Annotated in this window: 22 protein-coding genes and 1 pseudogene; 13 read left to right on the top strand and 10 right to left on the bottom strand. The window is 72.0% G+C overall.

The genetic code is table 11. The features are described from left to right. The first annotated feature begins 129 nt into the window (after window positions 1–129). Both asnB and ACIQBJ_RS02760 read left to right on the top strand, forming a co-directional pair. Window positions 130–1,983 carry an asparagine synthase (glutamine-hydrolyzing) gene (gene asnB / locus ACIQBJ_RS02765; protein WP_400702307.1) on the top strand — a complete coding sequence of 618 codons (1,854 nt, stop codon included), beginning with the start codon at window positions 130–132 and terminating at the stop codon, window positions 1,981–1,983. A gap of 120 nt (window positions 1,984–2,103) precedes the next feature. Next, window positions 2,104–2,796, top strand: coding sequence for an aspartate/glutamate racemase family protein (locus ACIQBJ_RS02760; RefSeq protein ID WP_400702304.1), 693 nt, complete (start codon window positions 2,104–2,106; stop codon window positions 2,794–2,796). A gap of 25 nt (window positions 2,797–2,821) precedes the next feature. Here the strand turns inward: ACIQBJ_RS02760 and ACIQBJ_RS02755 are convergent, their stop codons facing one another. After that, window positions 2,822–3,775, bottom strand: a complete 954-nt coding sequence (locus ACIQBJ_RS02755) for a HEAT repeat domain-containing protein (protein ID WP_400702301.1) — start codon at window positions 3,773–3,775, stop codon at window positions 2,822–2,824. 171 nt (window positions 3,776–3,946) lie between these two features. On the opposite strand from ACIQBJ_RS02755, the gene ACIQBJ_RS02750 reads away from it, so the two are divergent. Together ACIQBJ_RS02750 and ACIQBJ_RS02745 are read left to right on the top strand one after the other, a co-directional pair. Beyond that, entirely contained in the window at window positions 3,947–4,525 is a 579-nt protein-coding gene (locus ACIQBJ_RS02750; RefSeq protein WP_400702298.1) for an SUKH-4 family immunity protein, read from the top strand. A gap of 332 nt (window positions 4,526–4,857) precedes the next feature. Next, window positions 4,858–6,030, top strand: coding sequence for a magnesium and cobalt transport protein CorA (locus ACIQBJ_RS02745; RefSeq protein WP_400702295.1), 1,173 nt, complete (start codon window positions 4,858–4,860; stop codon window positions 6,028–6,030). 60 nt (window positions 6,031–6,090) lie between these two features. Here ACIQBJ_RS02745 and ACIQBJ_RS02740 read toward each other — a convergent pair whose 3' ends face one another. The 7 genes from ACIQBJ_RS02740 to ACIQBJ_RS02710 all read right to left on the bottom strand — a co-directional run bounded on the left by ACIQBJ_RS02740 (window position 6,091) and on the right by ACIQBJ_RS02710 (window position 15,566). After that, complete coding sequence (locus tag ACIQBJ_RS02740) at window positions 6,091–7,215, bottom strand: hypothetical protein (RefSeq protein WP_400702292.1); 1,125 nt, start codon at window positions 7,213–7,215, stop codon at window positions 6,091–6,093. Then, the gene (locus ACIQBJ_RS02735; protein ID WP_400702289.1) at window positions 7,212–7,523 is read right to left on the bottom strand and encodes a helix-turn-helix domain-containing protein; all 312 of its coding nucleotides are present in this window, start codon (window positions 7,521–7,523) and stop codon (window positions 7,212–7,214) included. The genes ACIQBJ_RS02740 and ACIQBJ_RS02735 overlap by 4 nt, the downstream gene beginning before the upstream one ends. Continuing rightward, window positions 7,520–8,278, bottom strand: a complete 759-nt coding sequence (locus tag ACIQBJ_RS02730) for a hypothetical protein (protein WP_400702286.1) — start codon at window positions 8,276–8,278, stop codon at window positions 7,520–7,522. The genes ACIQBJ_RS02735 and ACIQBJ_RS02730 overlap by 4 nt, the downstream gene beginning before the upstream one ends. A gap of 280 nt (window positions 8,279–8,558) precedes the next feature. Next, a complete protein-coding gene (locus tag ACIQBJ_RS02725; protein WP_400702283.1) occupies window positions 8,559–9,368 on the bottom strand; it encodes a hypothetical protein in 810 nt (269 codons plus the stop codon). An 85-nt stretch (window positions 9,369–9,453) separates the two neighbouring features. Next, window positions 9,454–10,173 (bottom strand): Crp/Fnr family transcriptional regulator, encoded by a 720-nt coding sequence (locus tag ACIQBJ_RS02720; protein ID WP_400702280.1) that lies wholly within the window; start codon window positions 10,171–10,173, stop codon window positions 9,454–9,456. A 120-nt stretch (window positions 10,174–10,293) separates the two neighbouring features. After that, on the bottom strand, window positions 10,294–14,736 hold the full coding sequence (locus ACIQBJ_RS02715) for a hypothetical protein (RefSeq protein ID WP_400702277.1): 4,443 nt from the start codon (window positions 14,734–14,736) through the stop codon (window positions 10,294–10,296). Window positions 14,737–14,879: 143 nt separating this feature from the next. Beyond that, window positions 14,880–15,566 (bottom strand): hypothetical protein, encoded by a 687-nt coding sequence (locus ACIQBJ_RS02710; protein WP_400702274.1) that lies wholly within the window; start codon window positions 15,564–15,566, stop codon window positions 14,880–14,882. Between the two features lie 396 nt (window positions 15,567–15,962). Between ACIQBJ_RS02710 and ACIQBJ_RS02705 the strand changes: the two genes are divergently transcribed. Then, window positions 15,963–16,835 (top strand): acyl-CoA thioester hydrolase/BAAT C-terminal domain-containing protein, encoded by an 873-nt coding sequence (locus tag ACIQBJ_RS02705; protein ID WP_400702271.1) that lies wholly within the window; start codon window positions 15,963–15,965, stop codon window positions 16,833–16,835. A 23-nt stretch (window positions 16,836–16,858) separates the two neighbouring features. On the opposite strand, the gene ACIQBJ_RS02700 is transcribed toward ACIQBJ_RS02705, so the two are convergent. Further along, complete coding sequence (locus tag ACIQBJ_RS02700) at window positions 16,859–17,950, bottom strand: NAD-dependent epimerase/dehydratase family protein (protein ID WP_400702268.1); 1,092 nt, start codon at window positions 17,948–17,950, stop codon at window positions 16,859–16,861. Between the two features lie 180 nt (window positions 17,951–18,130). Here ACIQBJ_RS02700 and ACIQBJ_RS02695 point away from each other — a divergent pair, with 180 nt between their 5' ends. Beyond that, window positions 18,131–18,694: a DUF4231 domain-containing protein gene (locus ACIQBJ_RS02695; protein ID WP_400702265.1), complete on the top strand. Its 564-nt coding sequence runs from the start codon at window positions 18,131–18,133 to the stop codon at window positions 18,692–18,694. A gap of 107 nt (window positions 18,695–18,801) precedes the next feature. Then, window positions 18,802–19,212 (top strand): hypothetical protein, encoded by a 411-nt coding sequence (locus ACIQBJ_RS02690; protein WP_400702262.1) that lies wholly within the window; start codon window positions 18,802–18,804, stop codon window positions 19,210–19,212. 39 nt (window positions 19,213–19,251) lie between these two features. Here the strand turns inward: ACIQBJ_RS02690 and tsaD are convergent, their stop codons facing one another. Then, window positions 19,252–20,322: a tRNA (adenosine(37)-N6)-threonylcarbamoyltransferase complex transferase subunit TsaD gene (gene tsaD / locus ACIQBJ_RS02685; protein WP_400702259.1), complete on the bottom strand. Its 1,071-nt coding sequence runs from the start codon at window positions 20,320–20,322 to the stop codon at window positions 19,252–19,254. Between the two features lie 250 nt (window positions 20,323–20,572). On the opposite strand from tsaD, the gene ACIQBJ_RS02680 reads away from it, so the two are divergent. The 6 genes and pseudogenes from ACIQBJ_RS02680 to ACIQBJ_RS02655 all read left to right on the top strand — a co-directional run bounded on the left by ACIQBJ_RS02680 (window position 20,573) and on the right by ACIQBJ_RS02655 (window position 25,386). After that, complete coding sequence (locus ACIQBJ_RS02680) at window positions 20,573–20,782, top strand: heavy-metal-associated domain-containing protein (protein ID WP_400702256.1); 210 nt, start codon at window positions 20,573–20,575, stop codon at window positions 20,780–20,782. A gap of 133 nt (window positions 20,783–20,915) precedes the next feature. Continuing rightward, the gene (locus ACIQBJ_RS02675; RefSeq protein ID WP_400702253.1) at window positions 20,916–21,083 is read left to right on the top strand and encodes a hypothetical protein; all 168 of its coding nucleotides are present in this window, start codon (window positions 20,916–20,918) and stop codon (window positions 21,081–21,083) included. A 314-nt stretch (window positions 21,084–21,397) separates the two neighbouring features. Further along, a complete protein-coding gene (locus ACIQBJ_RS02670; RefSeq protein ID WP_400702250.1) occupies window positions 21,398–22,738 on the top strand; it encodes a GH1 family beta-glucosidase in 1,341 nt (446 codons plus the stop codon). Window positions 22,739–23,419: 681 nt separating this feature from the next. Further along, window positions 23,420–23,611 carry a hypothetical protein gene (locus ACIQBJ_RS02665; protein ID WP_400702247.1) on the top strand — a complete coding sequence of 64 codons (192 nt, stop codon included), beginning with the start codon at window positions 23,420–23,422 and terminating at the stop codon, window positions 23,609–23,611. 147 nt (window positions 23,612–23,758) lie between these two features. Further along, window positions 23,759–24,616 (top strand): annotated as a pseudogene (locus ACIQBJ_RS02660) (IS701 family transposase). 143 nt (window positions 24,617–24,759) lie between these two features. Further along, window positions 24,760–25,386 (top strand): HAD family hydrolase, encoded by a 627-nt coding sequence (locus tag ACIQBJ_RS02655; protein WP_400702244.1) that lies wholly within the window; start codon window positions 24,760–24,762, stop codon window positions 25,384–25,386. Window positions 25,387–25,389 lie beyond the last annotated feature (3 nt).

Below are 25,389 nucleotides of genomic sequence, written 5' to 3'. Positions count from 1 at the left end.
TGGTTGTGTGATGCATCCAACGGGCCTAGCGTCGTGCCGCCGGCGCGGCCGTACGGGAGACGGCCCCGCCCCCGCCACCACCCCCGGGGCGGCGCGGCGCCGGTCCCGTAGAGGAAGGGCCACCCACACATGTGCGGGATCACCGGATGGGTCTCGTTCGACCGGGACCTGAGCACCGAGCACGCCACCCTCGCCGCGATGACCCGGACCATGGAGTGCCGGGGACCGGACGCCGCCGGCGTCTGGCTGGACACCCACGTCGGCCTCGGCCACCGCCGGCTCGCCGTCATCGACCTCGACGGCGGCCGCCAGCCGATGGCCGCCGAGCACGACGGCCGCACCGTCCTGGTCACCACCTACAGCGGCGAGATCTACAACTACCGCGAACTGCGCGCCGAACTGCGCACCCGCGGCCACGCGTTCCGCACCGACAGCGACACCGAGGTCGCCCTGCACGCCTACCTGGAGTGGGGCGAGGACTTCACCGCGCACCTCAACGGCATGTACGCCTTCGCGCTCTGGGACCCGCGCACCGAGGAGCTGCTGCTGGTCCGCGACCGGATGGGCATCAAACCGCTGTACTACTGGCCCACCCCCGACGGCGTCCTGTTCGGCTCCGAGCCGAAGGCGATCCTCGCCCACCCCGCGACCCGCGCCGCCGTCGACGCCGAGGGCTTCGCCGAACTGCTCGCCATGGTCAAGGCCCCCGGCCATGCCGTCTACCGCGGCATGCGCGAACTGAGGCCCGGCCACACCCTGCGGGTCCGCCGCGGCGGCCTCACCGAGCGCCGCTACTGGGCGCTGGAGGCCCGCGAGCACACCGACGACCTGCCGACCACCGTGGCCACCGTCCGCGAGCTGCTCGACGACATCGTGGCCCGCCAGCTGATCGCCGACGTCCCGCTGTGCACCCTGCTCTCCGGCGGCCTCGACTCCTCGGTGATCACCGCGCTCGCCGCCCGCGGCCTGGCCGCCGCCGGACAGGGCCCGGTCCGCTCCTTCGCCGTCGACTTCACCGGCCAGGCCGAGAACTTCACCCCCGACGCGCTCCGCGGCACCCCCGACGGCCCCTACGCGCACGCCCTCGCCGAGCACGTCGGCGCCGCGCACCGCGACATCGTCCTCGACACCGCCGACCTGATCGACCGTCGCAACCGGGACGCCGTGCTCGCCGCCCGCGACCTGCCGATCGGCCTCGGCGAGGGCGACACCTCGCTCTACCTGCTGTTCAAGGCGATCCGCGCACAGTCCACCGTCGCGCTGTCCGGCGAGTCCGCCGACGAGGTGTTCGGCGGCTACCTGTGGTTCCACGACCCGCGGGCCGTCGCCCACGACGGCTTCCCCTGGCTCTACACCCTCGCCCACGCCTTCTCCGGCCGCGGCGCCCCCGGCGGCCCGCAGGCCCTGCTCGCCCCCGGCCTGCTCGACCGGATCGACCTGCCCGGCTACCGCGACGCCCAGTACCGGCAGGCCCTCGCCGACGTCCCCCGACTGCCCGGCGAGGACCCGACGGAACGCCGGATGCGCGAGATCGGCCACTTCCACCTCACCCGCTTCGTCCAACTCCTGCTCGACCGCAAGGACCGCGCCTCGATGGCCGTCGGCCTGGAGGTCCGCGTCCCGTTCTGCGACCACCGCCTGGTCGAGTACGTCTTCAACACCCCCTGGACGATGAAGACCTTCGACGGCCGGGAGAAGTCGCTGCTGCGCGCCGCCACCCGCGACGTGCTGCCCGAGGCGGTCGCCCAGCGGGTCAAGAGCCCCTACCCGTCCACCCAGGACCCGCGCTACGCCGAGGCGCTGCGGGCCGAACTGCGCGACCTGCTGGCCGACCGGGACGCGCCCGTCCGCGACCTGCTCGACCTGCCCGCCGCCACCAAGGCCGTCGCGCACGCCCCGGGCGACGAACTGCGCGGCAGCGGCGAGCTGGTGCTCCTGCTGGACGGCTGGCTGCGGCAGCACCGGGTCACCCTGGAGCTGTGACCCGCCGCCCGGCCCCGGAGCGAACGGTGTGCCGGGTGGGCGGGGTGCCGGGTGGGCCGGGTGCCGGGTGGGCGGGGGCGCCCGACGAGGGCACCGCGCCGGGCGTGCGAGAGTGGCCCGATGAAGACCATCGGACTGCTCGGCGGCATGAGCTGGGAATCCACCGCCGCCTACTACCGGCTGCTCAACGAACTCGTCCGGGACCGCCTCGGCGGCCTGCACTCCGCGAAGTGCGTGCTGTACTCCGTGGACTTCGCCGAGGTCGAGCGGCTGCAGGCGGCGGGGGAGTGGGCGGCGGCCGGCGACCTGCTGGCCGCCGCCGCCCGCGCCGTCGAGGCGGCCGGCGCCGACCTGCTGCTGATCTGCACCAACACCATGCACAAGGTCGCCGGGCAGGTCGCCGACGCCGTCGACATCCCGCTGCTGCACCTCGGCGACGCCACCGCCCGCGCCGTCCTGGCAGCCGGGGTGCGGCGGGTCGGCCTGCTCGGCACCGCGTTCACCATGGAGCAGGACTTCTACCGCGACCGGCTCGCCGCGCACGGCCTCGACGTGCTCGTCCCCGACGCGCCCGGCCGGGCCGCCGTGCACCGGATCATCTACCAGGAGCTGTGCCTCGGCGTGGTCCGCGAGGAGTCCCGCGCCGCCTACCGCGCGGTGATCGCCGACCTGGTCGCCGCCGGGGCGGAGGGCGTGATCCTCGGCTGCACCGAGATCGAGCTGCTGATCGGCCCCGCCGACAGCCCCGTCCCGGTCTTCCCCACCACCCGCATCCACGCCGAGGCCGCCGTCGAAGCCGCCGTCAACCCATAGGGAGAACAAGTCTGTTGACGGGCCGTCAGGAGTTTCCGTCCGCCGCCGGCAGGTCGGTGTCCACCAGCGATGCGGCGCGGGACGGGTCCGCGCCGGCGCGCTGCAGCAGGTGCGGGACCGAGTAGCGGGCCGGGTCCGGCGCGCCGGGCAGCAGCAGGTCGACGTTCGGGGAGAAGCGCTCGGAGCAGAGCGCGGCGGCCAGGTCCGGCCGGAGCGCGTCCAGGGCCTCGACCAGTTGCCAGCCGTCGACGGCCAGTTGCTCCCGGCGCTCCGGGTCGCAGGCCGCCAGGGCCGCCGTGACCAGCGGCTGCGCGGCGGCCGACTCCCGCAGCGCGGGCAGCAGTTCGGGACGGCCGAGGGTGGCGGCGGCCCGCAGCGTGACCGGGTGCGGATCGTCGGCCTCGTCCGCCAGCAACTCGGCCAGCAGCTCCGTCACCGCGCCCTCCTGACGGCGCGCCAGCCCGCGCACCGCCTCGTCGACGACGTCCTCGTCCTCGTCGTCCAGCCGCTCGTGCAGCGCCGCCCGGATCGCCGGACCGTACGCCGTCAGCTGGCTGCCGAGCGCGAACACCGCCCACTCGCGGACCTCCGGGTCGGTGTCCCGGGCCAGCGCCAGCAGGGCCGCCACGTCCGGGCCGTCCGCCCGCTCGGTCTCCAGCGCGGTCAGCGACTCGGCGACCGCCCGCCGGACCGCGGCGTCCGGATGCCTGGCCAGCCCCGTCAGCACCGGCAGCGCCCGCGGGTCGTAGGTGGCCGCGAGGGCCCGTACCAGCGCGGGCAGCACCCGGACGTCCCGCTCCCGCCCGGCCAGGGCCAGCAGCGGGGGTGCGATCAGGGCCTTCACCTCGTCCTCCGCCGGGTCGGCGATCCGGCCCAGCCGGAGGCACGCCGACTCCCGTTCGGCGGCAGAACCGGCCGTCAGCAGGCCGGTCAGGGTGCGGAGTTGGTCGTCCAGGGCGGTGGCGCTCGTCTCGGTCACCCGGCGAGTCTGACCCACCGCGACCGGCCGACGCCACCCGGTTCCGGCAGGCGGATAGGGTACGACCGTTCACGCGGCCGTTCGCACGGCCGTTCACATGGCCGTCCACGCGACCGTTCACGGCGCCGCCCACCGGAACGAGGCGGTGGGCCCGGAGGAAGGAACAGCCCGATGCTGGTGCGGATCGACTGGCGGACCGTCACCGAGGAACACGTCGCCCCCGGCGGCATGCTGCGACTGGACCCGGCCGCCGCGGCCCGGCTCTGGCCGCACCACCCGGACGCCGCCCGGTTCGCCGCCGAGGTTGGAATCCCGCACGCGGACGGCCTGTTCCGGCTCCTCGCCGGACTCGCGGCCGCCCCGTCCGGCCGGACCGGCGCCCCCGCGAGGGCGTTCACCGACCCGTACGGGGACGGCGAACCGGTCGACACCCCGCACGGGCGGCTGCGCCAACTCGGCGAGGTCTACCAGTCCACGGTGTACGTGCACGCCGACGACGGCACCATCTGGATCTCCGACCCCGACCACGAGGTCGAGTACGAGCGGGTGCACGGCGACCTCTCCTCGTTCTCCTACCTGGTCTACAAGACCGCCGTCGAACGCCCGGGCCCCGAGGAGAGCCCCACGCCCTACGACTGGGCCGACATCGACGAGATCATCCGCGAAGGCATGGACCGCTGGGACCCGCTGCCGTTCGGCGGCACCACCCACTTCTGGGAGATGTTCCTCGACTCCTATCCGATGCTCTGACCCGACGCTCCGACCCGGCCCTCCGACCCGACGCTCCGGTCCGGCCCGGTGCCCGCCCGGCCCGTGCCTGCCGGCGGGCTAGACTGGGGCGCGGTCACCGACGCGCCGGGCGCGTCCGGAACGCGAGGAGGTGGGGGCGGTGGAACGCAGCAGTCCGGGTCGAAGTCGGCCCCGCACCGGGACGTCACCCCGCCCTTCCGGCCCCCGGCACCCCCGCCCGCGCACCGCCCGCTGAACCTCCGCGTTCCCCCGGGCCCGCGCGCCGCGCACGGACGCCGCCGGGCCCGCGGCCCGCCCACCGGGCCGCCCCGAACCCTGCGAGAGGTACCGCCGTGTCCGACTGGCGTGTGCGCGCCGTGCGCGCGAGCAAGCGACCCTTCACCCGGACCACCGCCCGGCCCGCCGACCGCGGCTCGGCCCCGGAGCACTCCATGGACCCGCGGTCCGATCAGCACCCCGACGACGGCCCCGCGGACTCCGTCGAGCACTCCGTCGTCGACGCCGCTGTCTACCGCGACGGCCACCGGATCGACAGCCCCGCCACCCTCGCCGAGATCCACCGCGAACTCCCCGACAAGCCCGGCACCATGGCCTGGATCGGCCTCTACCGCCCCGCCGAGTCCCAACTCGTCGAAGCCGCCGAGAAGTTCGACCTCCACGAACTCGCCCTGGAAGACGCCATCGTCGCCCACCAGCGCCCCAAGCTGGAACGCTACGGCGACACCCTCTTCGTCGTGCTGCGCGCCGCCCGCTACCTCGACGACGTCGAGGAGGTCGACTTCGGCGAGATCCACCTCTTCGTCGGCCCCGACTTCGTCCTGACCGTCCGCCACTCCCAGTCCCCGGACCTCTCCGCCGTCCGCAGCCGCCTCGAAGCCGACCCCGAACTCCTCGCCCTCGGCCCCGAAGCCGTCCTCTACGCCGTCCTCGACGCGGTCGTCGACGGCTACGCCCCCGTCATCGCCGGCCTCCAGCACGACATCGACGAGATCGAGACCGAGGTCTTCGGCGGCGACCCCCAGGTCTCCCGCCGCATCTACGAACTCTCCCGCGAGGTCATCGAGTTCCAGCGCGCCACCGGCCCGCTGCTGGAGATCATGCGGGCCCTCGAGTCCGGCTTCCAGAAGTACGGCACCGACGAGGAGCTCCAGCGCTACCTGCGCGACGTCGCCGACCACGCCACCTACGCCGCCGAACGCGTCGACGGCTTCCGCCAGATGCTCCAGAACATCCTCACCGTCAACGCCACCCTGGTCTCCCAGCGCCAGAACGAGGAGATGAAACAACTCGCCGAGGCCGGCCACGCCCAGAACGACGAGATCAAGAAGATCTCCTCCTGGGCCGCCATCCTCTTCGCCCCCACCCTGATCGGCACCGTCTACGGCATGAACTTCGAGGAGATGCCCGAACTCCACTGGGCCTTCGGCTACCCCTTCGCCATCGGCCTGATGGGCGTGGTCTGCGTCAGCCTCTACCTCGTCTTCAAACGCCGCAACTGGCTCTAACCACAATCGGGTTGCGGCCCGGACCCGCAACGGGCCCGGGCCGCCTGCGGAGCGGGGCTGTCACTCCTCGTCGGACGGCAGCAGCGAACGGGCCCGGTCGGCCCACGCGCCGATGCAGGTGATGGCCGATTCCAACTCTTTCGCCGCACCGGACATGTCCTGCAGCGGCTTCCGCAGGTACCGGCTCATTCGAGTCATGTTTCCTGCGGCCGTACCGAAACGGGTGAGCTCAGCCAACCCGGTCGCGGCACTCGTTTTCAGCGTGACGAGCTGATTGAGGAACAAGGCGGTCCTGTCGTCGCGCTTCTCGGCCGGAATGTCCTGCACGAGAGCGAGTGCCGTACGGACACCGCTGTCCGAACGATTCATCCGTTCCACGAAGTCCCGAGTGGTGGAACGTATTTCTCCAGCCGGACGGCCGAGCGCGTGCGCGAACCGCATCATCACTGCGAGTTGTGCGTTCGCCGGTGCGCCGGCCCGCGCGAGATCGAGGGCCTCGGTGTGGTGCTTCTCGGTCAGCGACCCGATGGTCTCGACCGTCTGCACGATGGAGACCAGTTGCGCGGTCAGCTCGCCCAGTCCGTCTTCGACAGCGGCGATGTCGTCCAGCAGGCCCGGGCGATCCTCTTGGGTCTCCTCCGCGGCAGCCGGGTCCGGGGGACGGCGGGTGTCGGGTTGGATCTCTCGCAGGACACGGGCCGGGGTGAGGAGCTCGAAGCCGTCGCGGAAGCCGGCTTCCAACGCACTTTCGATCCGGCGGCGGGCCGTGGCGAGCATGCTGCGCGACCGCTGGTACTTGATCGTTCGCACCGAGGCGATGTCGAAGGGGAGTTGACCGTCCTCCCCGATGTGGATGGTGGGACCTCCGTTGAGATGGCGCAGGCCCAGCTCGTACATCACGTTGGGATTGCCGCCGCTGACATCCGCGATGACCAGGTCGGAGCCGATGACGTGTCGGCAGATCTGTTCGTTGATGTCACCGGCGTCGGCGATGTCGTCCGCCCGCAGCGCGGTGACGTCGAACTTCTCGCAGGCGGGGGCGATCACCTGCTCGAAGATCGTGAGGTGGTGCTCGTACGCATCCCGTTCGGGGCTGCCATGCGCGGCGTACGGGTTTCCGATGGGGCCGATGACGAAGCACTGCCGGGGGGTGTCGGGCCCCGGCGTCCGGAGCGATGCAGTCATGAGCGGCCCTCCCGCCCCGGGGCGTCGGTGCCGTCGAGTCGGGCGGCATGGATGGCGCCGGCCTCCAGATCGTCCGAGTACACCGGGCGTTCCTCGATGCCGAGCGCTCGAAGCAGGTCGGTGGTGGCGACGCGGTACTTCCGGCCGACACGGAGCACGGGACACGGAAAGGCCCCCAGCCGGATCAGCTTGTACGCGGTTCCGGGGCAGACACCGACAGCGCGGGCAGCCGTCCGCAGGTCGATGCTCAGCGGCAGGTCGAAGGCCTCCGCGAATCCCATCGGCGGACCGGACCTGGTGGTGGTCATCGCGGACCTCCGGTCGGACGGAGCGCCAGGATGGCGACTCGACGGTTTCCTTCGTGCCGCCGGGCACGGAAGGCGAGTTCGGGCAGGCCCACGTTGTGGGCGAGCGCGCCGAGCCGTTCTCCCTCGAGGCAGTGCGATGTATCGGCGGGCCGAGGTGTCTCGGCCGACCGGGCAGTCCGTTGCGGCGGGGCGACGCACAGCTCCCACAGTTGGGCCTGGGCCCGGTACGGGACTCCGGACAGCGTGGAGGCGCGGGCCCGGGTGAAGCGGCCGAGGTTCACCCTGGGGACTTCCTTCCTGACCCGGCCGGCGTACATCCACATCTGCCGGATGCCGGCCCCGATCAGCCGTCCGCCGATCTCCGGCGCGTCGGGGTCGGCTTCAACGAGAGCGGCGAGCACGCCCACGACGGCCTCCGACTCCAGATCGGAACGGTCGAGCCGCCAGAGATCCAGGAGCCGGTTCACCTGCCGGTTCATCCCGGGAGCGGCCAGCCAGACGACGAGGAGCGAACGGACGCCCGCGCTGTCCCGGGACTCGCTCCGGGCATCGGAGACGGCCTGCCGCCAGATTGCGCGGCGCAGTGCAGGATCACGCGGCTGCCCGTACAGGGCCGTCCTGCACGCCGAGGGGGAGAGTCGCAGCTCGCACCCGTCGAACTTCAGGTCGAGGTGGGGCTGAGTGTCCTCGGGTGCCGAGAGCAGGGCCCGGCCGAGACGTGTGAATGTGTGGAGCGGGGGTGCGGTGCAACTCATCGCTTCTCCTCCCGGAGCAGATCGGGCCCGGCGCTCTCCAGGGCGCTACTGGTTCGGTCGCAGGCCAAGGTCAGACGCTGGAGTGCCGACCTCAGCGCGCCGGTCTGCAGAGCCGGTGGGGCAAAGGGAGGTGCCGGACGGAAGCCGGAGGGCCCGACCTGGGGCTCCGGCGGGTGGATGTGGATGTCGCCGTACATGGCGTGGCCGACGTTCACGCCCCGGTCCATCCACTGGAGACGGCCCCCGTCGCCGATGCGGGGCGTGCCGTCCTGGGCGGGCGTCATCGGGCGTACCGGAGGCTGTTGCGCGGAAAGTGCGCGGGCGCCCCGATCGTGATCGTGCCGTGCACATCCCGGCCCACGGCGGCACCGTGCTTGACGTGCTGGGTGAGCGGCATCGGAGCTGCGGCCACGGCGATCGCCGTGGCCGCGGCCGGTGGCACGGGCCACGGATTCGTCGGCCCGTCCACGAACTCCCGCATCTCGTCCGGTCCGTGACCCGGCACCAGGATCCAGGCATAACCCAGGAATTCCTTGACCCGGACGTGGACACGCAGGTACTGGCCGGGGTCGAGATCGGGGTGTCCGGACCGGACGACGTCCTGGTACAGCCGATCGGAGATCATGACGGCCAGATCCGCGGTGGGGAGCCCGGTCAGCGTGGCCTTCAATTGGGCCGAGTTGATGTACCGGGCCACGGCCACCGGCGCCGGCCCCGCGTGGCCGAGTGCGGAGCCGGCGGCGATACCGGCGTCGACGGCGAGCCTGAGCCGGATGCGAGGAGCGGCCACACGGGCGTTGAAGACGCGGAGGCAGGCGGTGAGGTGCTGCACGAAAGGGCCGAGGACGGCCGTTTCCGGTGTGCTCTCGGGGAGGACCGCGAACTCGGAATCGCCCTGGGGCTGCCGCTCCCAAGTCGTGCGGTCCAGCCCGGAGAACGCGGCCGCCTCGTCCAGCAGCCGGACCAGGTCGGCCTGCACAGCCGACTGGGCCCGGGTGTCGAGGCAGCTGTACTTCTCGACGTCTGCCCCCATGCAGATCCGCTGCCCCTGGGGACTCTCCGGGTTCCGGAGGGAGACCTGTTCGATCACAACAACTCGCCACCTTCCATCAGTGTTGGGTGCGGTGCACGCCAACTGTGGGAGATTCGGTGGCAGAGAGTCCAGAATCCCGAATTTATGCGGAATACTTGACCGGGCGCAGGCTGGTGTGCCCCTGAGCCACCCTGCGCAGGCCGCTCTTGCTGCGGATGTGAGTCCGTTTTTCGCCAGTTTCGATCAGGCCGTTCCTCCCCAGTTCTGCGAGTGCTTTCTGTACGGTGCCCGTCTTCGCGCCGACGAGTGAGGCCAGCTCGGAATGGGTCATGTTCACATCGATGCGCGCCGTTTCCGCCGTCGATGTTCCATGTGCTTCGGCGAGTTCCAGTAACACCCGGGCCAGTCGAACCAGGACCGGATACCTGCCGAATTCCAGGCGCTGGCGGTCGGACCTCCGCAGACGGTCGCCGACCACCTGGTGCAGGGCGTGCATCGCATCCGGATGGTCGAGGAGGAACGGCTCCAGCGCTCCCCGCGGAATGACACGCGCCGCTCCGTCGGCGCAGGCGGTGACGGTCGCAGAGCGCATCCCGCAGTCCATCGCCGCGATCTCGCCCACCACGTCGCAGGCGCCCTTGAGGTCCACCAGCGACGGTTTGCGGCCGTCGGACAGGCAGGTGACCTTCACTTTCCCTTCCAGGAGGCACCACAGGTCGTGTTGTTCATCGCCTTCCGTGATGAGGACCTCTCCGGTCGAGAAATCCCTTGTCCCGCCGATTCGTTCCAGGGCTGCCCTGGTCCCGGCCGAGAGTGCACACAGGAACGGAGAGCGATCGCTCATGTACGAGGGGTCAGTCATGGGCCCAGGACAGCACGGGCATTCCCGACGCCGGTAGGCGTTTCCCGAGCGCGGGCGTGCGTGCGCCGGGGCGTACGGCAGCGTACGGCCCGGGTGTTGGGCGCATGCGCAAAGCGGAGATCAGTCCCGGTCCGCGTCGGCGATCGCCTCGGCGACACCGAAGGCTCCCAGCATCAGCAGCTTGTCCAGCAGATCGAGGATCTCGGCGCGCAGCGGTTTGGAAGCGGCCCTGGCATGTACCCGAACCAGTAGTTCACCGATGTGGTGCGCATCGGCGGCCGCCCGCGTGCGCATGTCCGCCACATCGGCACCGAACACCCTGAGGAACTGGCGCACACAGTCCAGGACCAACTGTTCGATCCGGTCGTCGGCCTCGTCGAAGGTGATCAGGAGTTGTGGCAGCGCATCCTCGAACGCACGAGAAGCCATCAGCGTGGTCAATGCTTCCTTGACGGGACCGAGCCGTTGCCCGCGCAGAGCGCCGGCGACCTCCGCGGCCGCCTCCCGGACACTTTTCTCGGGGTGATGGAAGAACCGGACCAGTGCACGGTTGGTGAGAGCGGCGTCCCCGGTCCGTGAGAGGCGATGGGCGCACACCACCGCTGCGCCCGCCATCTGCTCGGCATCGTCGTTGTCGAGCACCCCTTCCAGGAGATCGACGGCCCCCCAGTCCATGGCCGCGAGCGCTGCGACCTGGCCTCCGGCCCTTCGCACCTCGGCGACCTCGGAGCGCAGCATGCGTGCGGTCACCGGTCGACCCGCCACAGGATCTCCGTGGCAGAGCGCCACATGCAGCCGCAGGACGTGGTGCGAGGCGAGCAGCGGATCGGGGGCTTGGACCAGGAGGTCGAACGCCGCGGCAACGGCGGCACGGTCGTGGCGCAGCGCCGCATAGAGCACATGCGCCACGCAGGCCCGGACCGCGGGGGAGGGGTCGATTGCCAACTGCCTCAGGTGGGGCAGTACCAGGGTGGCTCGGGCTCCGTCGGGATCGGTGAGGAGCAGATTGCCCAAGCTCTCGGCGACACTGCCACGCACAGTGTTGATGCCCGATGCCAGCAGGTCGCGCTGCCCCTCCGGCATGACAGTGTCTTCGTCGGCCGGGGCGGGGTCGGTGGAGTTCAGGGCACGCTGCAGAATCGCTTCCACCAGATCGAGCGGCACTCTCTCGAGGTGCTTGCGGACGGCCCACCCCAGCCAGCGGTCATGAGCCGGCCTGTTCTGCTCGGCGAGGTGACGTACCGCGGCGAAGAGCGGTTCCGCATCGTCGAACTGCTCGGCGTCGCCGAGGCCGAGCAGGAGGGAGGACCCGTACGCCGGGTAGGTCCCGCCGTCGATCCGCAGGGCGAGTCGGGCGAACCTGACAGGGTCCTCTGCCGTCAGGTTCTGCAGGACATGGGCGAGTTCCCGGGCGCCTCCGGTGCCGGTCGACCAGTCGACCCGGTCCGTGGTGTGCTTCTTCCAGGCAGCGAGCCACTGGTCGTCGCTCATGCGGCGGGCGGAATCCGGGGGGATGGGAGAGGCGGCGAAGTCGACCTTGATTCCTCGCGGTTCCTCGGGCTCGGTCCTGCCGAGCAGTCGGCGGAGCTCGCCCAGCCGACGTCCGGCACGTTCGGAGAGTCGTTGCTCGGGGAGGGCAGAGAGCAGGGGGAACTCGTGCCAGGGAGACAGGCTGCCGTCGTGGGGCAGCCGCAGATGGAGGATCAGGCTTTCCAGATCCGTGAGGGTGCGCCGGGGCAGTGCGTCGCCGATGGCGAGCAGCAGTTCGCGCGTGCCCCAGGTGGAGTGCGACATGTAGCCGACGAAGAGTCGGTGCGGTCCTTCCAGCAGGAGCTCGGCCGACCACGGCGCGAGCTCCCTTCCTCCGACGGAGAGCGCCTGGTAGAGCAGCCAAGTGGCGGCTTCGTACGGCGAATCGGCCAGATCCGTCAGGAACATCCGGGCCCGGACGGGGTCTCGTTCGGTCACCGTCCTCAATGCGCCGGTCGCGCCGTGGAACAGGGCCTCGGCCACCTCGGAGGGCCGCTCCTCGGGATAGCGAGTCGAGAAGTGGAGGTCGTACATGCCGCCCGAGCGCTGCGGCCGGGCTGTCGCCGCCATCGAGCGAAGGAGCAGAGGCAGGACTGTGGCACAGAACTCTTCTGGAGCGCCGGTGGCCGCAGCGGCGATGACCTGTACCGCGTAATTGTCCCTGGAGGTCAGAGCGGTGATCCGGCCCTGGCCGTCCAACTGCGACGCGTCGGGACTGTCCGAGAGCAGCGCCCCGATCAACTCCACCGCCCACGCGGGCTGCTCGTCGGTGAAATCGTCCGCCGCCATCCACAGGAGATGTTCGTGGCCGAGGAGGCGTCCCGTCCGCACGGAACCCAGCAGGAGGTCCAGGAACGGCCTGCTGTCGCCGACCCGGGCGAAGCGGACGATCCAGGCCAGCCACCCCCCGAACCGCGGGTGTGCGGTGTGCGGCTCCAGCAGGCGGGCCACCCGGTCCGGAAAGTCCTGGGCGCCGGCCCCCATCAACTGCACCGCCCACTCCTGCTCCCTGGTGTCGGCACCGGCCAGCCAGTCGCCGATCGTCGAACTGTCGTCCGCGCAGCGGAACCAGGGCGCGCTCCTGACCGCGATCACCAGTTGGTCCATGAACGGGGGGCGCATTTCCAGCACCCGGACGACGGCGTCCCACTCCGCGGCCGTCGGGTCGGCGAGATCGCCGAGTACGGCGAGGGCCACCTGCTTCAGGTGGTAGCGAATGTCCGGACTGGTCAGGAGTGCTTCGACTTCCTCGACGAAGCGTTCCTCGTCCTGGCTCCGCAGGTGCCCGAGAACCTGTCGCACCTGGCCGCGGCGGAACAGCTCCTGCTCGGCACCGGTCAGGAACTCGACCAGGCTCTCGTTCCTCCGGAGCCAGTCCCGGGCGAAGGCGTAGTCGAAGAAGCTCTCGTGGAAGAACGCCAGCTTGTCACCGTCGCGCACCAGGACGTTCTCCGATACCAGGACTTTCGCGCTGGCGGAGAGGTCGTCCGGGTCGAGCACGCTGACCGGGGCGAACAGCCGCTGACGAGAGCTCATGGCGGCGGCCACGATCGAGATCGCTTCGTGGAAGCGGACCTCCGGGAGGCGCAGCTCACACCGGCGCCGTTTGGCTTCCCAGAACTCGTCGAGGAGTTGGCGGTCGGAGTGCACGACCCCTACGGTGGCCCGCCGGTCAGTGAGCTGGGACAGCAGGAACAGGTGCAACGGAGAACGGAACAGCGCACGCTGGGAGGACGTCAGACGTGCGGGATCGAACCCCAAATGATGCACCGCGGGGTCGACTTGATCATCCGCCAGCGGTTCGACCGAGAGGTGTTCCGAGTGGTCGGAGGCCGTGAGTTGCCGGATGCGGGGATCGGCCTGGGCATCGAAGGCCCGACAGACCAGAACGACGCGCATGCCCGGGAACACGGCGGCTTCGGTGATGAGGTCCGCCACCGGACCGAATGCTTCCGAACTGCGTCCGGACACCAGGCTCACCGCGTCGAGCTGATCCACGACCAGGACACAGGGCCGCCCTGCGGCGGCCGCCGCGAGCGCACCGACCGGAGACATGGCCAGCTCGACGCGTAGTCCCAGTTCGTGAGTGGTGGTGAAAGCGGCCAACCGGTCCAGCCGGAAGGCGAGCACCGGCGTACCCGAAGCGATGAGCAGGTCGACGGCCTGGTGCAGTACGGCACTCTTTCCACTGCCTGCGGCTCCCGTCACCACGATGGTCTGCCGATCGGCTCCGGTGGCGAGTTCCAGCAACCGGTCGCTCTCGCTTCGAGCGATGACCGGTTGCAGCAGGCCCATGGCGACCGTGGCCCGCCACTTCCGGGTCACCTCCGCCACCGAATCGGCCGCACCGGCACCTGCCGTCGGAGCGACCGGCTGAAGTCCGTGTGCCCGTAGCCCGGTGAGGATGGCAGAGGCGTCGAGAGTGCTGCCGAGACTGTTCACCAGCACGTCGCCGACCGCCAGGGCGGCGAGGCTGCCGGAGGCACCTGTCAGGACCTGTTCGGCGAGGACGGCGTTGGTGTCGGCCAACTCCCGCTCGTTCGGCCACTCCACCCGGAGCCCGCGCAGCATGCGCCACGCCTCGTCGGCGGAGCCGTAGACGACGTCGGAGGCGAGGACGTCGAACTGCTCCCCGAGTTCGGCGGAGAGCCACTCGCGTCTGAAAACCGTGGCGTTGTCGGCCCGGCGTGCCCGGTCGGTGAGCTCCTCCACGATCCCGGCGGGGATCGTGGATATGAAGTGGAACGTGCGGCCGGCGTCGACATGGAGCCGCAGGTTTTCCCAGATGCCCTTCTCGCGGAGCGAGAGCACGGTCCAGCTGTTCGCGTTCCGATTCTGCCGTTTCACCTGGTGGGCCTGGACGCCGTTGTCCCGGTGACAGACGAACTCGACACCGTCGCCCAAGGGCGAGAGCGGTTCGAGGGTGATCGATCGGGCTTTGCCGAGGAGCACGTCGAGGGCTTGCCGGACGGTCCAGGCCCCCTCGTAGCGGTTGCCGAACTTGTCACTCTCGCCGCCCGGGCGCGGTGCCATGGCTCCCCCTACCGGATCGTCCGGCGGCCGGGAGCCGCGACAGGACTCCTGGGGACGCTACCGCGCGGGTTCGCCGTGTCAGGGAGCTTGATCGAAATCATTCGGTTCCTCATGAAAAGCATTCGATAAGGATCAAATGATGTTCATTCAGCCCAGTCCGGGCAGTACTGGACGTGCAGGAGGCCCGGAGGGAAGGGGCCGCGGGTGGTGGGGAAGGAGCGGGGGGCGGTGCCGATCTCGGCGCACTCGTGGCCGATGGTGCGGGAGGCGCGGCGGTGGTGGTCGGCCGGGCCCTCGGTGCGGAGGGCGGCGAGGTGGCGGCCGTCGTCGCGGAAGGCGGCGGCGCTGCCGGTGACGAAGAGGGTGCGGGCGGCCAGGTCGAAGCGCAGGTGGTCGCGGAACTCCCGGTGGAAGAGGCGCTCGACGAAGCCGGGGACGGCGCGGAAGTCGGCGTCCGGGGTGCCCGTGGTCTGCGGCCGCCCCCGGCCGAGGCGGGAGCGGAGGTCCTTCCAGGCGCTGGGCCGGAACTGGAGCGAGTGGTGGGCCAGGACCAGGTCGAGGGTCTCCGGGGCCGCCGCGCCGTCCCGGAGCGGCGGCAGGCCGGCGGGCGGCGCCTGGGCGCGCAGCGGCAGGTGGAGCAGCGAGTGCGGGGAGCGCGTCGCCAGCGCCCACACGGCCAGCAGCCGCTCCAGGCCCGCGCGGTCCGCGTACAGCGTCAGCCAGTGGTGCTCGTCGCGCAGCGCGAGCCGCCCCGGCCCCGCCGCCGCCCGCAGGACCCGGTACTCCCGGGCGCCGTCGCGCACCCGGTGCACGGTGATCTGCTGCTTCATGCGCCGGACCCTAGCCGCCGGGCGGCGGCCGGTCATCCGGGTTTCGCGGGGTGAGGAGTGCGGGAGGCCGGCGTCGGCCGGCCGGTACGCGGCCTGACGGACCGTCGGAACAGCTGCCGCACACCGTCCGGCGGGGGCCGCACTCCGGGGAGTGGCGCGGCCCCCGCCGGACGGTGGATCTCCATGCTGGTGCGCGGGCGCCGCGCCGTTCCAGGGCCGATGGTCCCGTCGGGGACGGCCGGAGGGTCCTGGTTCCGCGCGCCGATGGGCGGGCCGCGCGGGGGTGGCGGAGACGGCGGCCGTGCGGCGGGGCGGTGGGGAGGCGGGGGTGCATGACAGGTCCGCCGCCCGCGCGGATAGCCTCTGGGACGGGGGCGTGCCGTGAGAGGAGACACCGTGGTGGTCGTGGAACACGAGCTGACGGAACCTTGGGAAGGCGTGCTGATCGAACCCGCGCCGGGGACGGCCACCGGGGCGGGCGTCCTGGTGCTGTCCGGGTCGAGCGGCCGGATCGAACGGGTGCGGGCCCGGCTCCTCGCCGAACGGGGCCTGCTCGCCCTCGCCGTCCGCTGGTTCGGCGGGCCCGGCCAGCCGCCCGGCATCTGCGAGGTGCCGCTGGAGACCTTCGTCGCGGCCGTCGACCTGCTGCGCGAGCGCGGCGCGCACCGGATCGGCATCCTCGGCACCTCCAAGGGCACCGAGGCCGCGCTGCTCACCGCCGTCCGCGACCCCCGGGTCGACGCCGTGGTCGGCCTCTCGCCGACCTCGCTGGTCTGGTGCAACCTCGGCCCCGGCCACGACGGCCGCGAACGCCCCTACCGCTCCTGCTGGAGCTGGCGCGGCGAGCCCGTCCCGTTCGTCCCGATGGACGAGACCTGGTTCGCCGAACTCCCCGACACCGAAGGCCCGGTGGCGGTACGCGGCTCCTACGAGCGCAGCGAGCGGACCTTCGCCGACCGGCTGGAGGCCGCCGCGATCCCCGCCGAACGGGCCGCCGCCGACCTGCTGCTGGTGGCGGGCGGCGACGACGAGATGTGGTCCTCGCTGCGCTACGCCGAGGAGTTGGCCGCCCGCCGCCGGGCCGCCGGCCGGCCCGTCCGGGTGATCGCCCGCCACGACGCCGGCCACCGGGTGTACTTCCCCGGCGAGCCCCTCCCCGTCCCGTCGAAGGTCTTCGACTACGGCGGCACGGCGCGCGGCGACGGGCTGCTCGGCGAGGCCGCCTGGGAGCCGGTGGTCGACCTGCTGACGGGCCGCCGCCACACCTGACGGACCGTCAACTCCCTTTGCCGCTAAGACCGGTCGGCGAGTCGGGCGGGGCGGACCTCGGCCCAGCGCAGCGAGTCCCGGATGCCGTCGGCCAGGGTGAGTGCGGGCTCCCAGCCCAGCAGGGTGCGGGCCCGGTCACTGCGGGTGCGGGCCCCGGCGACGTCGCCCGGGCGGCGCGGCGCCGGGACGGCCGTCACCGGCCGGTCGACGAGGGCGTTGAAGGCGCGCACGAGTTCGGTGACGGTGGTGCCCGTCTCGGTGCCCAGGTTGACGGCGAGCGAAGTGGCGGGGGAGCCGCCCACTGCATCGGCGCCGGCACCGGCCGTGGCGGTGGCGGTCGAGGCGGTGCCGGCCGGGGCGGTGCCGGCCGGGGTGGTGGCGGGCGGCAGGATCAGGTCGAAGCGGGTCAGCGCGGCGACGTGCGCCCGGGCGAGGTCCCAGACGTGGACGTAGTCGCGGAGGCCGGAGCCGTCCCTGGTCGGGTAGTCGGTACCGGTCACCAGGAACGGCTCGCCCCGCTGCCAGGACTGGATCAGCCTGCCCAACGCATGGTTGGGGCGCGGAAGTTGCAGCCCGGTGCGGAGCGCCGGGTCGGCCCCGATCGGGTTGAAGTAGCGCAGCGAGAGCACCCGCAGCGGCTCGGCGGCGGCGACGTCCGCGAGGAGCTGCTCGCAGATCGCCTTGGTGCGGGCGTACGGGCTCTGCGGGTCGAAGGGGCTGTCCTCGTCCACGGTGAAGTCCGCGCCGGGCCGGTACACCGAGGCGGAGGAACTGAACAGCAGCCGACGGCAGTGGTTGCGCAGCAGGTGCCGGACCAGCTCCAGGGTGCCGGTGACGTTGACCTGGTAGTACGCGAGCGGGTCGGCGACGGAGTCCGGGACGACCGCGAGGGCCGCGCAGTGGACGGTGGCCGCGATGTCCGGGTGCTCGGCGAACACCCGGTCGAGCAGCGCCCCGTCGGCGATGTCGCCCCGGTAGAAGATCCGCCCCTCGGCGAACTCGGCGCGGCCGGTGACGGTGTTGTCGAGGACGACCGGGGTGATGCCCGCGTCCAGGCAGGCGGAGGCGACGGTGGAGCCGATGAAGCCGGCGCCGCCGGTGATGAGGACCTTCATGGCGGGGGTGCTCCTGTCTCTTGTCTCTGTGCGCACTGGCCAATCAATCACAATCAAACAGTAATCACCATAATCGAACGAGCGCAAGAGGCGGCCCGAATCCCCGCCCCAGGGGTGTGGGACGCTACGGCCGGAAGCTGCCGGAACGCCTCCGGCGGCACGGAGGCCGGGGGTGGCGGGATGTCGGTGGAGTCGGTGGAACCGGCGGGGTCGATGGAGCCCGTGGAGTCGACGCGGCCGGTGGAACCGGTGGCGCGGGCCGGGGCGGTCGGGCGGTTGGAGGTCGGGCTGGCCCCGGTGCAGGCCGCGGAGCGCCTGCACCGGAAGATCCGCTCCGGCGCGGTGTACGCGCGGGCCCGCAAGGAGCGCTTCCGCTGCTCGTCCTCGCTGCTGAGGGTGCTCACCCTCGGGCTCTCCGCCGCCTCGACGATCATCCTCGGCCTGCAGGACCTCGACTTCTGGGCCGGACTGGGCTTCGCCCTGGTCGCCGTGGTGACCCTGCTCGGCGCGGTCGAGTCCTTCTTCAACTGGCGCTCGCGCTGGGTGCTGATGGAGGAGACCCAGTCCCGCTTCCGCCGCCTCGGCGACGACCTGGAGCACCTGGTCGCCACCACGCCCGCCGCCGAACTCACCCACGAGCAGCTCCGCCCCCTGTACGAGGAGTACCGCCGCACCTGGTCGGACCTCAGCGACCGCTGGCTCCAGGAGCGCCGCGCGGCGGGCCCCGCGGGCGACGGGCAGTGAACCGGCTGTTCGGTTCTGTTCGGTGAGGGCCGGGGAGAAGGGGGCGGGGCTCGGGCCCGGGCGGTGGTGTGGCAGGATGCGGCCCATGATCTGCACCCGAAGGGGCCGTGCCGCGTAGGACGCCCGTCTCGCTCCGCCCGCAGGGGCGCGGCCTCGGCCTGCCGTGGGTCCGCTACCGCGACGTCCCGGGGCTCTCCGGCGCGGCCAACGCCGCCGTCCGGCAGCTCGAACGTGAGCGCCTGTGCCCCGGCCTGGTGGCGGTGGCGGTGAGCGTGTGGTCGGTCCGGGTGCACGGCACCGACCGCCGATGGCGGCCCTGGGAGGCCGAGTTCACCTGCCTGTGCTGCGGCGGGGGCTGGGCCCGGGACACCCTCCGGGACGCGCTCGCCGCGCTCCCGCCACGGGCTGCCGCCGAACTCCGCCGCCGGGTCGAGCACTTGGACGCGGTCCTGCTCCGGCGGACCCACCACGAGCCGACGGCCGACCCGGCGGCGGAGTGGTGGCACCGCCGGAGCTGAGCGTGCCCGCGGCGCCCCGCCACGATCCATGACGGAACGTCAGGCGGCTTTCCTGGCAACGGGGTTGAGGGCGGCGAACTCCAGCGGGGCGGACGGGTCGACGGAGAGGTCGAGCGGGGCGGGCGCGGCGCCGGCGCGGACCAGCAGGTCGCCGATCGCGGCGACCATCGCCCCGTTGTCGGTGCACAGGCGCAGCGGCGGGACGCGCAGGGTGATCCCGGCGGCGGCGCAGCGCTGCTCGGTCAGCGCGCGGATGCGGGAGTTGGCGGCGACACCGCCGACCACGACCAGGGTGTCGATGCCGTGGTCGGTGCAGGCGCGGACGGCCTTGCGGGTCAGGGTGTCGGCGATCGCCTCCTGCACGGAGGCGGCGGCGTCCGGAACGTGCGGCGCGGTGCCGGCCGTGCGGTGCGCCTCGACCCAGCGGGCGGCGGCGGTCTTCAGGCCGGAGAAGGAGAAGGCGTAGGGGTCGTCGCCCGGCCCGGTGAGCGGGCGGGGCAGCCGCACGGCCGCCGGATCGCCGTCCCGGGCGGCCCGGTCGATCGCGGGCCCGCCCGGGTAGGGCAGGCCGAGGACGCGCGCGGTCTTGTCGAAGCACTCGCCGGCCGCGTCGTCCAGGGTGTCGCCGAGGTGGACGATCGGGTCGCGGGCCAGGTCGCGCACCAGCAGCAGGGAGGTGTGCCCGCCCGAGACGATCAGCACGACGCACGGGTTCGGCAGCGGCCCGCCGTCCAGTGTCGCGGCGGCGACGTGCCCCGCCAGGTGGTGCACGCCGTACAGCGGCACGCCCAGCGAGAACGCGTAGCCCTTCGCGGCCGCCACGCCGACCTGCAGCGCGCCGGACAGGCCGGGCCCCGTCGTCACGGCGACCGCGCCGACGTCGGCGAGCGCCAGCCCCGCCCGGGACAGCGCCTCCCGCACCACCGGGGCCATCGCGTGGACGTGGGCCCGGGCCGCGATCTCCGGCACCACGCCGCCGAACCGGGCGTGCTCGTCCATGCTGGACGCCACCGCCGCGCCGAGCAGCACGCCGCCCCGGACCAGCCCCGCCCCCGTCTCGTCGCACGACGACTCGATCCCCAGCACCACCGGCGACTCCGGCATCCCCATGCCCGCCCTCCTTCTTGATTGCTCTATGCAGTTGAAAAGATAGTGCAACAAGGGTGGTCCGGGTGCGGGTCGGCCGGGCGGCCCGGGCGGTTCCCGACTCCATCCGATGGGGGCATCCGGCGGCGCGTCCGACGTTTCCGCGCCGCGGAGTGCGCTGGGGTGGACCCGTGCGGCGGCCCCGTCCGGCGCGCGCCGACCCGCTGACGGAACGTCAGACAAGCCGATGAAGCGACATGTCCGAGGAGTCCCCATGACCAGCACCGCCGTCTTCGCCGTCGAGGGCATGAGCTGCGGCCACTGCGAGCGCACCGTCAGCGCCGGCCTGACCGCCCTCCCCGGCATCACCGAGGTCACCGCGGACGCCAAGGCCGGCCGCGTCACCGTCGCCGGCGAGATCGACGAGGACCGCGTCCGCACCGCCGTCGTCGAGGCGGGCTTCGTCCTCACCGGCCGGATCTGAGCCCCGGCACCGCAGCGGGGCCGGGTCCGGGGTCGGCGGCCCGCCCCGCCGCACTCGGCCACCGGCCCGGACGGGAGGACTGCGCCGACCACCCCGGTGCGAGGAGTCCCTGTGCGGGATCGACCGCCCCACGATGATCGGTGGCGTCGGCCACGCCCGGCAGTACCGGCTCGGGTCTTGGGCCGGCGACTCCCTCCCGGCCGCCGCCGCCGTTCTCGATGCCGACGGACTGTGGGTCGAACCCGGTGACGACGTCGAACTCCACTTGTTGCTGCACGAGTTGACGCCCGTCGCCGGGTGAACGACCCGGCCGGAGGGGTGGTCGGTCCGGCGGGCGGGAGACGTCCTCGCCGAACCCTGCCGCCCTGCGCGCCGTGGCGAGGTTCTGTCGGGTGTTGCGGGTGCTCGGGTGCTCGGGTGCTGGGGGCTCCGCCGCCGAACCGTTCGACGCCGAGATCGACGTCCGCGCAGCCGCGCGGTCCTCCGCGTTCACCACACCCGGTGAGCGGGATGCCCGGTGATCGGTGGGCCCGGGGCTCTGGTCGGCGGCCGGTGGATCTCTCTAACATGAGCACTCCTCGCATTTGCGGGGTTCGTGCCGTGGAAGGGACTCCCATGACGGACCGTCACGACCTGCCCGCCGGGTTCCGGTGGGGCGCGTCCACCGCCGCCTACCAGGTCGAGGGCGCGGTGGACGAGGACGGGCGGGGACGCTCGATCTGGGACGCCTTCTGCGAGCGGCCGGGGGCGGTGAAGAACGGCGAGAGCGGGCGCACCGCCTGCGACCACTACCACCGCTGGCCCGAGGACGTGGAGCTGATGCGCGGACTGGGCCTGGACGGGTACCGGTTCTCGATCGCCTGGACCCGCGTCCGGCCGACCGGGCGTGGCCCGGTGAACGCCGCCGGACTCGACTTCTACGACCGGCTGGTGGACGGGCTGCTCGCGGCGGGGATCACCCCGCTGCCCACGCTCTTCCACTGGGACCTGCCGCAGGCCCTGGAGGACGAGGGCGGCTGGCTGGAACGGGAAACCGCTTTCCGGTTCGCCGAGTACGCGGGCGTCGTCGCCGACCGCCTCGGCGACCGGGTGCCGGCCTGGATCACCCTCAACGAGCCCTTCGTGCACATGGTGTACGGCTACGCGCTCGGCATCCACGCCCCCGGCCGCGCCCTGATGCTGGACGCCCTCCCCGCCGCCCACCACCAGCTCCTCGGCCACGGCCTGGCCGCCGCCGAACTGCGCGGCCGCGGGCTCGACGTCCTGATCGCCAACAACCTGACACCGGTGCGGGCGGCGAGCGACGCCCCCGCGGACCGGGCCGCCGCCGACGCGTACGACGCGCTGCACAACCGGCTGTTCACCGACCCGCTGCTGCTCGGCCGCTACCCCGACCTGTCCGCCTACGGGGTCGGCCCGGACCTGCACGGCGCCGTCAAGGACGGCGACCTCGCCCTGATCTCCGCCCCGACCCTGGCCGGACTCGGCGTCAACTACTACAACCCGACCCGGATCGCCGCCCCCACCGACCCCGGCCTCCCCTTCGCCGAAGCCCCCATCGACGGCGTCCCGCGCACCCACTTCGACTGGCCCGTCGTCCCGGCCGGACTCTACGAACTGCTCCTGACCCTCCAGGAACGCTACGGCGACGCCCTCCCCCCGATCACCGTCACCGAGAACGGCTGCTCCACCGACGGCGCCCTCGACGACACCTTCCGCACCGACTACCTGGCCGGCCACCTCGACGCCCTCGCCCGCGCCGCCGTCCACGGCGTCGACGTCCGCGGCTACTACACCTGGTCCCTCCTCGACAACTTCGAATGGGCCGAGGGCTACAGCCAGCGCTTCGGCCTCGTCCACGTCGACTTCGAGACCCAGCGGCGCACCCCCAGGGCCTCCTACGCCTGGTACCGCGACCTGATCGCCGCGCACCGGGCGAAGCCCGCAATGCAGTGACGGAGGCGAACCGGTGCCGCACAAGGCAGTGTTCGCACTGTTGGCAACTGTGCGAAGGCGCTCACCCTGGACGTGTTCGTTGCGCCGGACGGTGCAGCAGCGGATCGTGCTGTCCTGCGAGGCCTTGTGTCTACCGCTGTGCCCCGCCCACCGTCGGCCAGGGTGTGGCCGAAGCCTGAGCGGCCCGAACTCGCTCAGGCACAGAACGACTTCGGGCTCGCCCCCTCGGGAGCGACCTGGCCCTCAGTGATTGCGTAGAGGCGCTCGACCCTTGCCGTCCTCGTGACGTAGTTCGGGGCGCCCAAGTCTCCACACGCCGAAAAAAGGAGAAGCCCCTTCAGGGAGCAGGACCCCAATGCCCTCATTGCTGATGCCACCGCCCTCTCTCGGCGACCAGAAAAGCCTGCTGGTCCGGCCGGGCTCCAGATCGAGAACGGCAGGCTGTGCTCGGCCTGCTTGAATTTCGCAATCTTCTTGATCTTCCGACGCTTGGTCAGGGTGAACGTCTTCGGTCGGCTGTCCTCGTACTTGAGATACGGGCCAATACTCCAGCCGTAGATCGTGATCTTGCTGGTGGGGACGGCTTGGTCTGGCTGGCGCCGACGGGCGCGGATACCTGTGGAAGGGGCAACTGTCGAGCAGGCATGGTTGCCAGACGGTGATCGACGCTGAGGAGGGGCCATGGCCCGCTGGAAGAAGGATGCTGCCGAACAGCAGCGGTACCGCCACATTTCGGACGACGCGCTGCGCGACGCGCTGCAGAACTCCCAAGCCGGGGAGGCTCGCTCTGTTGCCAACAAGGGTCGGCGCTCTTGGAAGGTCATGCGGCAGGCGATCGAGGAAGAACTCCAGCGCCGGGGTCTTCTTGACTAGCGGGTGGACCGCCGTCCTGCTGGTCGGGGCCGCCGCGGAGACAGGTGCGGCCACCGCTGATCATCGGTGCGTGAAGACAAGTGATCACGCGGTGGCCGTGGGTCACAGCGCAGTGCCTGTCGGTTGGCAGGGGGCATTCGAGGGCTGATGGGGCGGATCGCCGGACGGTTGGGTCGGGTGGAACCCCGCCGTCGGGTAAGGCAGTTGGTGCTCGGGCTGCTGGCGGACCTGCCGCGCAAGAACTGCTGGACGATCGCCGAGCACGCCGGGGACACCACACCGGACGGACTGCAGCACCTGCTCGGGCGCGCGAAGTGGGACGCCGACCTGGTCCGCGACGACCTGTGGGAGTTCGTACTGGAGCACCTGGCGGACGAGCAGGCGGTACTCGTTGCCGACGAGACCGGCGACCTGAAGAAGGGCACCCGGACCGTGGGCGTGCAGCGCCAGTACACCGGCACCGCGGGCCGGATCGAGAACGCCCAGGTCGCCGTCTGCCTCACATGCGCCTCCCGGCTCGAACACGCGGATATCGACCGCGCCCTGTACCTGCCCAAGTCCTGGACCAGTGGACCGGGCCGCTGCGAGCAGGCCGCTGTCCCGGACGAGACCGGCTTCGCGACCAAGCCCTGGCTGGCCTGGCAGAAACTGTCCGCCGAACACGGCGCGAAGGGGCACCGCTGGTACGACTGGGTGCTGATCGCATCACCGCCGACGGCCCGACGGGCCATCGGCACCTGCTGATCCGCCGCAACCGCAGTACCGGCGAACTCGCCTACTACCGCTGCCCTCGAACACCAGGGACGGGCCCCCGTCGACGACGGCACCAGCCCCAACGGGCTGATCCCGCTCACCTGCAACGAGATCCAGCGCCTGTGCACCGCGCTGATCGCCCGATCCACCCGGGACGCGACCCACCTGCTCCGCTGGTCAACCTTGCTGCGACGCCACCAAGCCCGAGCCCGTCACAGCCACTACCGCCGCCAAGCCTCCCTCCACGCATGAAGATCACGATCTACGGCTGGAGTACTACTGGAGTACTAAGGGTTGTTCCATGCTGTCGAGGACGCCGGGGCGCTCGGGAGCGCGGGGCGGTTTCGTGCGTCCGGGCCTGGGCCGCCAGCAGGGACCGGGCTACCCTGGCCCGCATGATCACAGCGGTGGTGTTCGACATCGGCGAGACCCTGACCAGCGACACCCGGTACTGGGCGGACTGGGCCCGCTGGCTCGGCGTCCCCCAGCACACCATGTCCGCGCTCGTCGGCCACGTCCTCGCGCAGGGCCTCGACAACGCCGAGGCGATCAGGCTCGTTCGGCCGGGCTGCGACGTCGGCGCCGAGTGGCGGGCCAGGCAGGCCGCCGACCAGGGCGACCGTCTGGAGGAGTCCGACCTGTACCCGGACGTCCGGCCCGCTCTGCAGCGGCTCCGCGACGCCGGAGTGTGGGTGGGTATCGCCGGGAACCAGAACGCGGACGTGTCGAACCTGCTGCGGGGGCTCGACCTGCCGGCCGATGCGATCGCCACCAGCGGCGAGTGGGGCGTCTCCAAGCCCTCGCCGGGCTTCTTCGCCCGGATCGCCGAGTGGGCGCAGGGAGAGCGGCAGCACATCGTCTACGTCGGCGATCACCCGGCCAACGACATCACCCCCGCGCGGGCGGCCGGGCTGCGGGCCGCGCACCTGCGCCGCGGACCGATCGGCCTCACCACCACCGCGCCGGACGCCGACTGGACCGTCAACTCGCTGACCGAGCTGGCCGATCTCCTCACCCCGTAGTGC

This window comes from Kitasatospora sp. NPDC088391 (assembly GCF_044753345.1).
Taxonomy (GTDB): Bacteria; Actinomycetota; Actinomycetes; order Streptomycetales; family Streptomycetaceae; genus Kitasatospora.
Note: the sequence above shows the minus strand (reverse complement) of the source record. Positions and strands in the feature narration are given on the sequence as shown.

What these genes read in the sequence shown, in the direction of transcription:
- asnB (WP_400702307.1), top strand. Translation starts at nt 130, where the DNA reads ATGTGCGGGATCACCGGATGGGTCTCGTTCGACCGGGACCTGAGCACC.
- ACIQBJ_RS02760 (WP_400702304.1), top strand. Translation starts at nt 2,104, where the DNA reads ATGAAGACCATCGGACTGCTCGGCGGCATGAGCTGGGAATCCACCGCC.
- ACIQBJ_RS02750 (WP_400702298.1), top strand. Translation starts at nt 3,947, where the DNA reads ATGCTGGTGCGGATCGACTGGCGGACCGTCACCGAGGAACACGTCGCC.
- ACIQBJ_RS02740 (WP_400702292.1), bottom strand. Translation starts at nt 7,215, where the DNA reads ATGACTGCATCGCTCCGGACGCCGGGGCCCGACACCCCCCGGCAGTGC.
- ACIQBJ_RS02735 (WP_400702289.1), bottom strand. Translation starts at nt 7,523, where the DNA reads ATGACCACCACCAGGTCCGGTCCGCCGATGGGATTCGCGGAGGCCTTC.
- ACIQBJ_RS02730 (WP_400702286.1), bottom strand. Translation starts at nt 8,278, where the DNA reads ATGAGTTGCACCGCACCCCCGCTCCACACATTCACACGTCTCGGCCGG.
- ACIQBJ_RS02720 (WP_400702280.1), bottom strand. Translation starts at nt 10,173, where the DNA reads ATGACTGACCCCTCGTACATGAGCGATCGCTCTCCGTTCCTGTGTGCA.
- ACIQBJ_RS02715 (WP_400702277.1), bottom strand. Translation starts at nt 14,736, where the DNA reads ATGGCACCGCGCCCGGGCGGCGAGAGTGACAAGTTCGGCAACCGCTAC.
- ACIQBJ_RS02710 (WP_400702274.1), bottom strand. Translation starts at nt 15,566, where the DNA reads ATGAAGCAGCAGATCACCGTGCACCGGGTGCGCGACGGCGCCCGGGAG.
- ACIQBJ_RS02700 (WP_400702268.1), bottom strand. Translation starts at nt 17,950, where the DNA reads ATGAAGGTCCTCATCACCGGCGGCGCCGGCTTCATCGGCTCCACCGTC.
- ACIQBJ_RS02695 (WP_400702265.1), top strand. Translation starts at nt 18,131, where the DNA reads ATGTCGGTGGAGTCGGTGGAACCGGCGGGGTCGATGGAGCCCGTGGAG.
- tsaD (WP_400702259.1), bottom strand. Translation starts at nt 20,322, where the DNA reads ATGGGGATGCCGGAGTCGCCGGTGGTGCTGGGGATCGAGTCGTCGTGC.
- ACIQBJ_RS02680 (WP_400702256.1), top strand. Translation starts at nt 20,573, where the DNA reads ATGACCAGCACCGCCGTCTTCGCCGTCGAGGGCATGAGCTGCGGCCAC.
- ACIQBJ_RS02675 (WP_400702253.1), top strand. Translation starts at nt 20,916, where the DNA reads ATGATCGGTGGCGTCGGCCACGCCCGGCAGTACCGGCTCGGGTCTTGG.
- ACIQBJ_RS02670 (WP_400702250.1), top strand. Translation starts at nt 21,398, where the DNA reads ATGACGGACCGTCACGACCTGCCCGCCGGGTTCCGGTGGGGCGCGTCC.
- ACIQBJ_RS02665 (WP_400702247.1), top strand. Translation starts at nt 23,420, where the DNA reads ATGGCCCGCTGGAAGAAGGATGCTGCCGAACAGCAGCGGTACCGCCAC.
- ACIQBJ_RS02655 (WP_400702244.1), top strand. Translation starts at nt 24,760, where the DNA reads ATGATCACAGCGGTGGTGTTCGACATCGGCGAGACCCTGACCAGCGAC.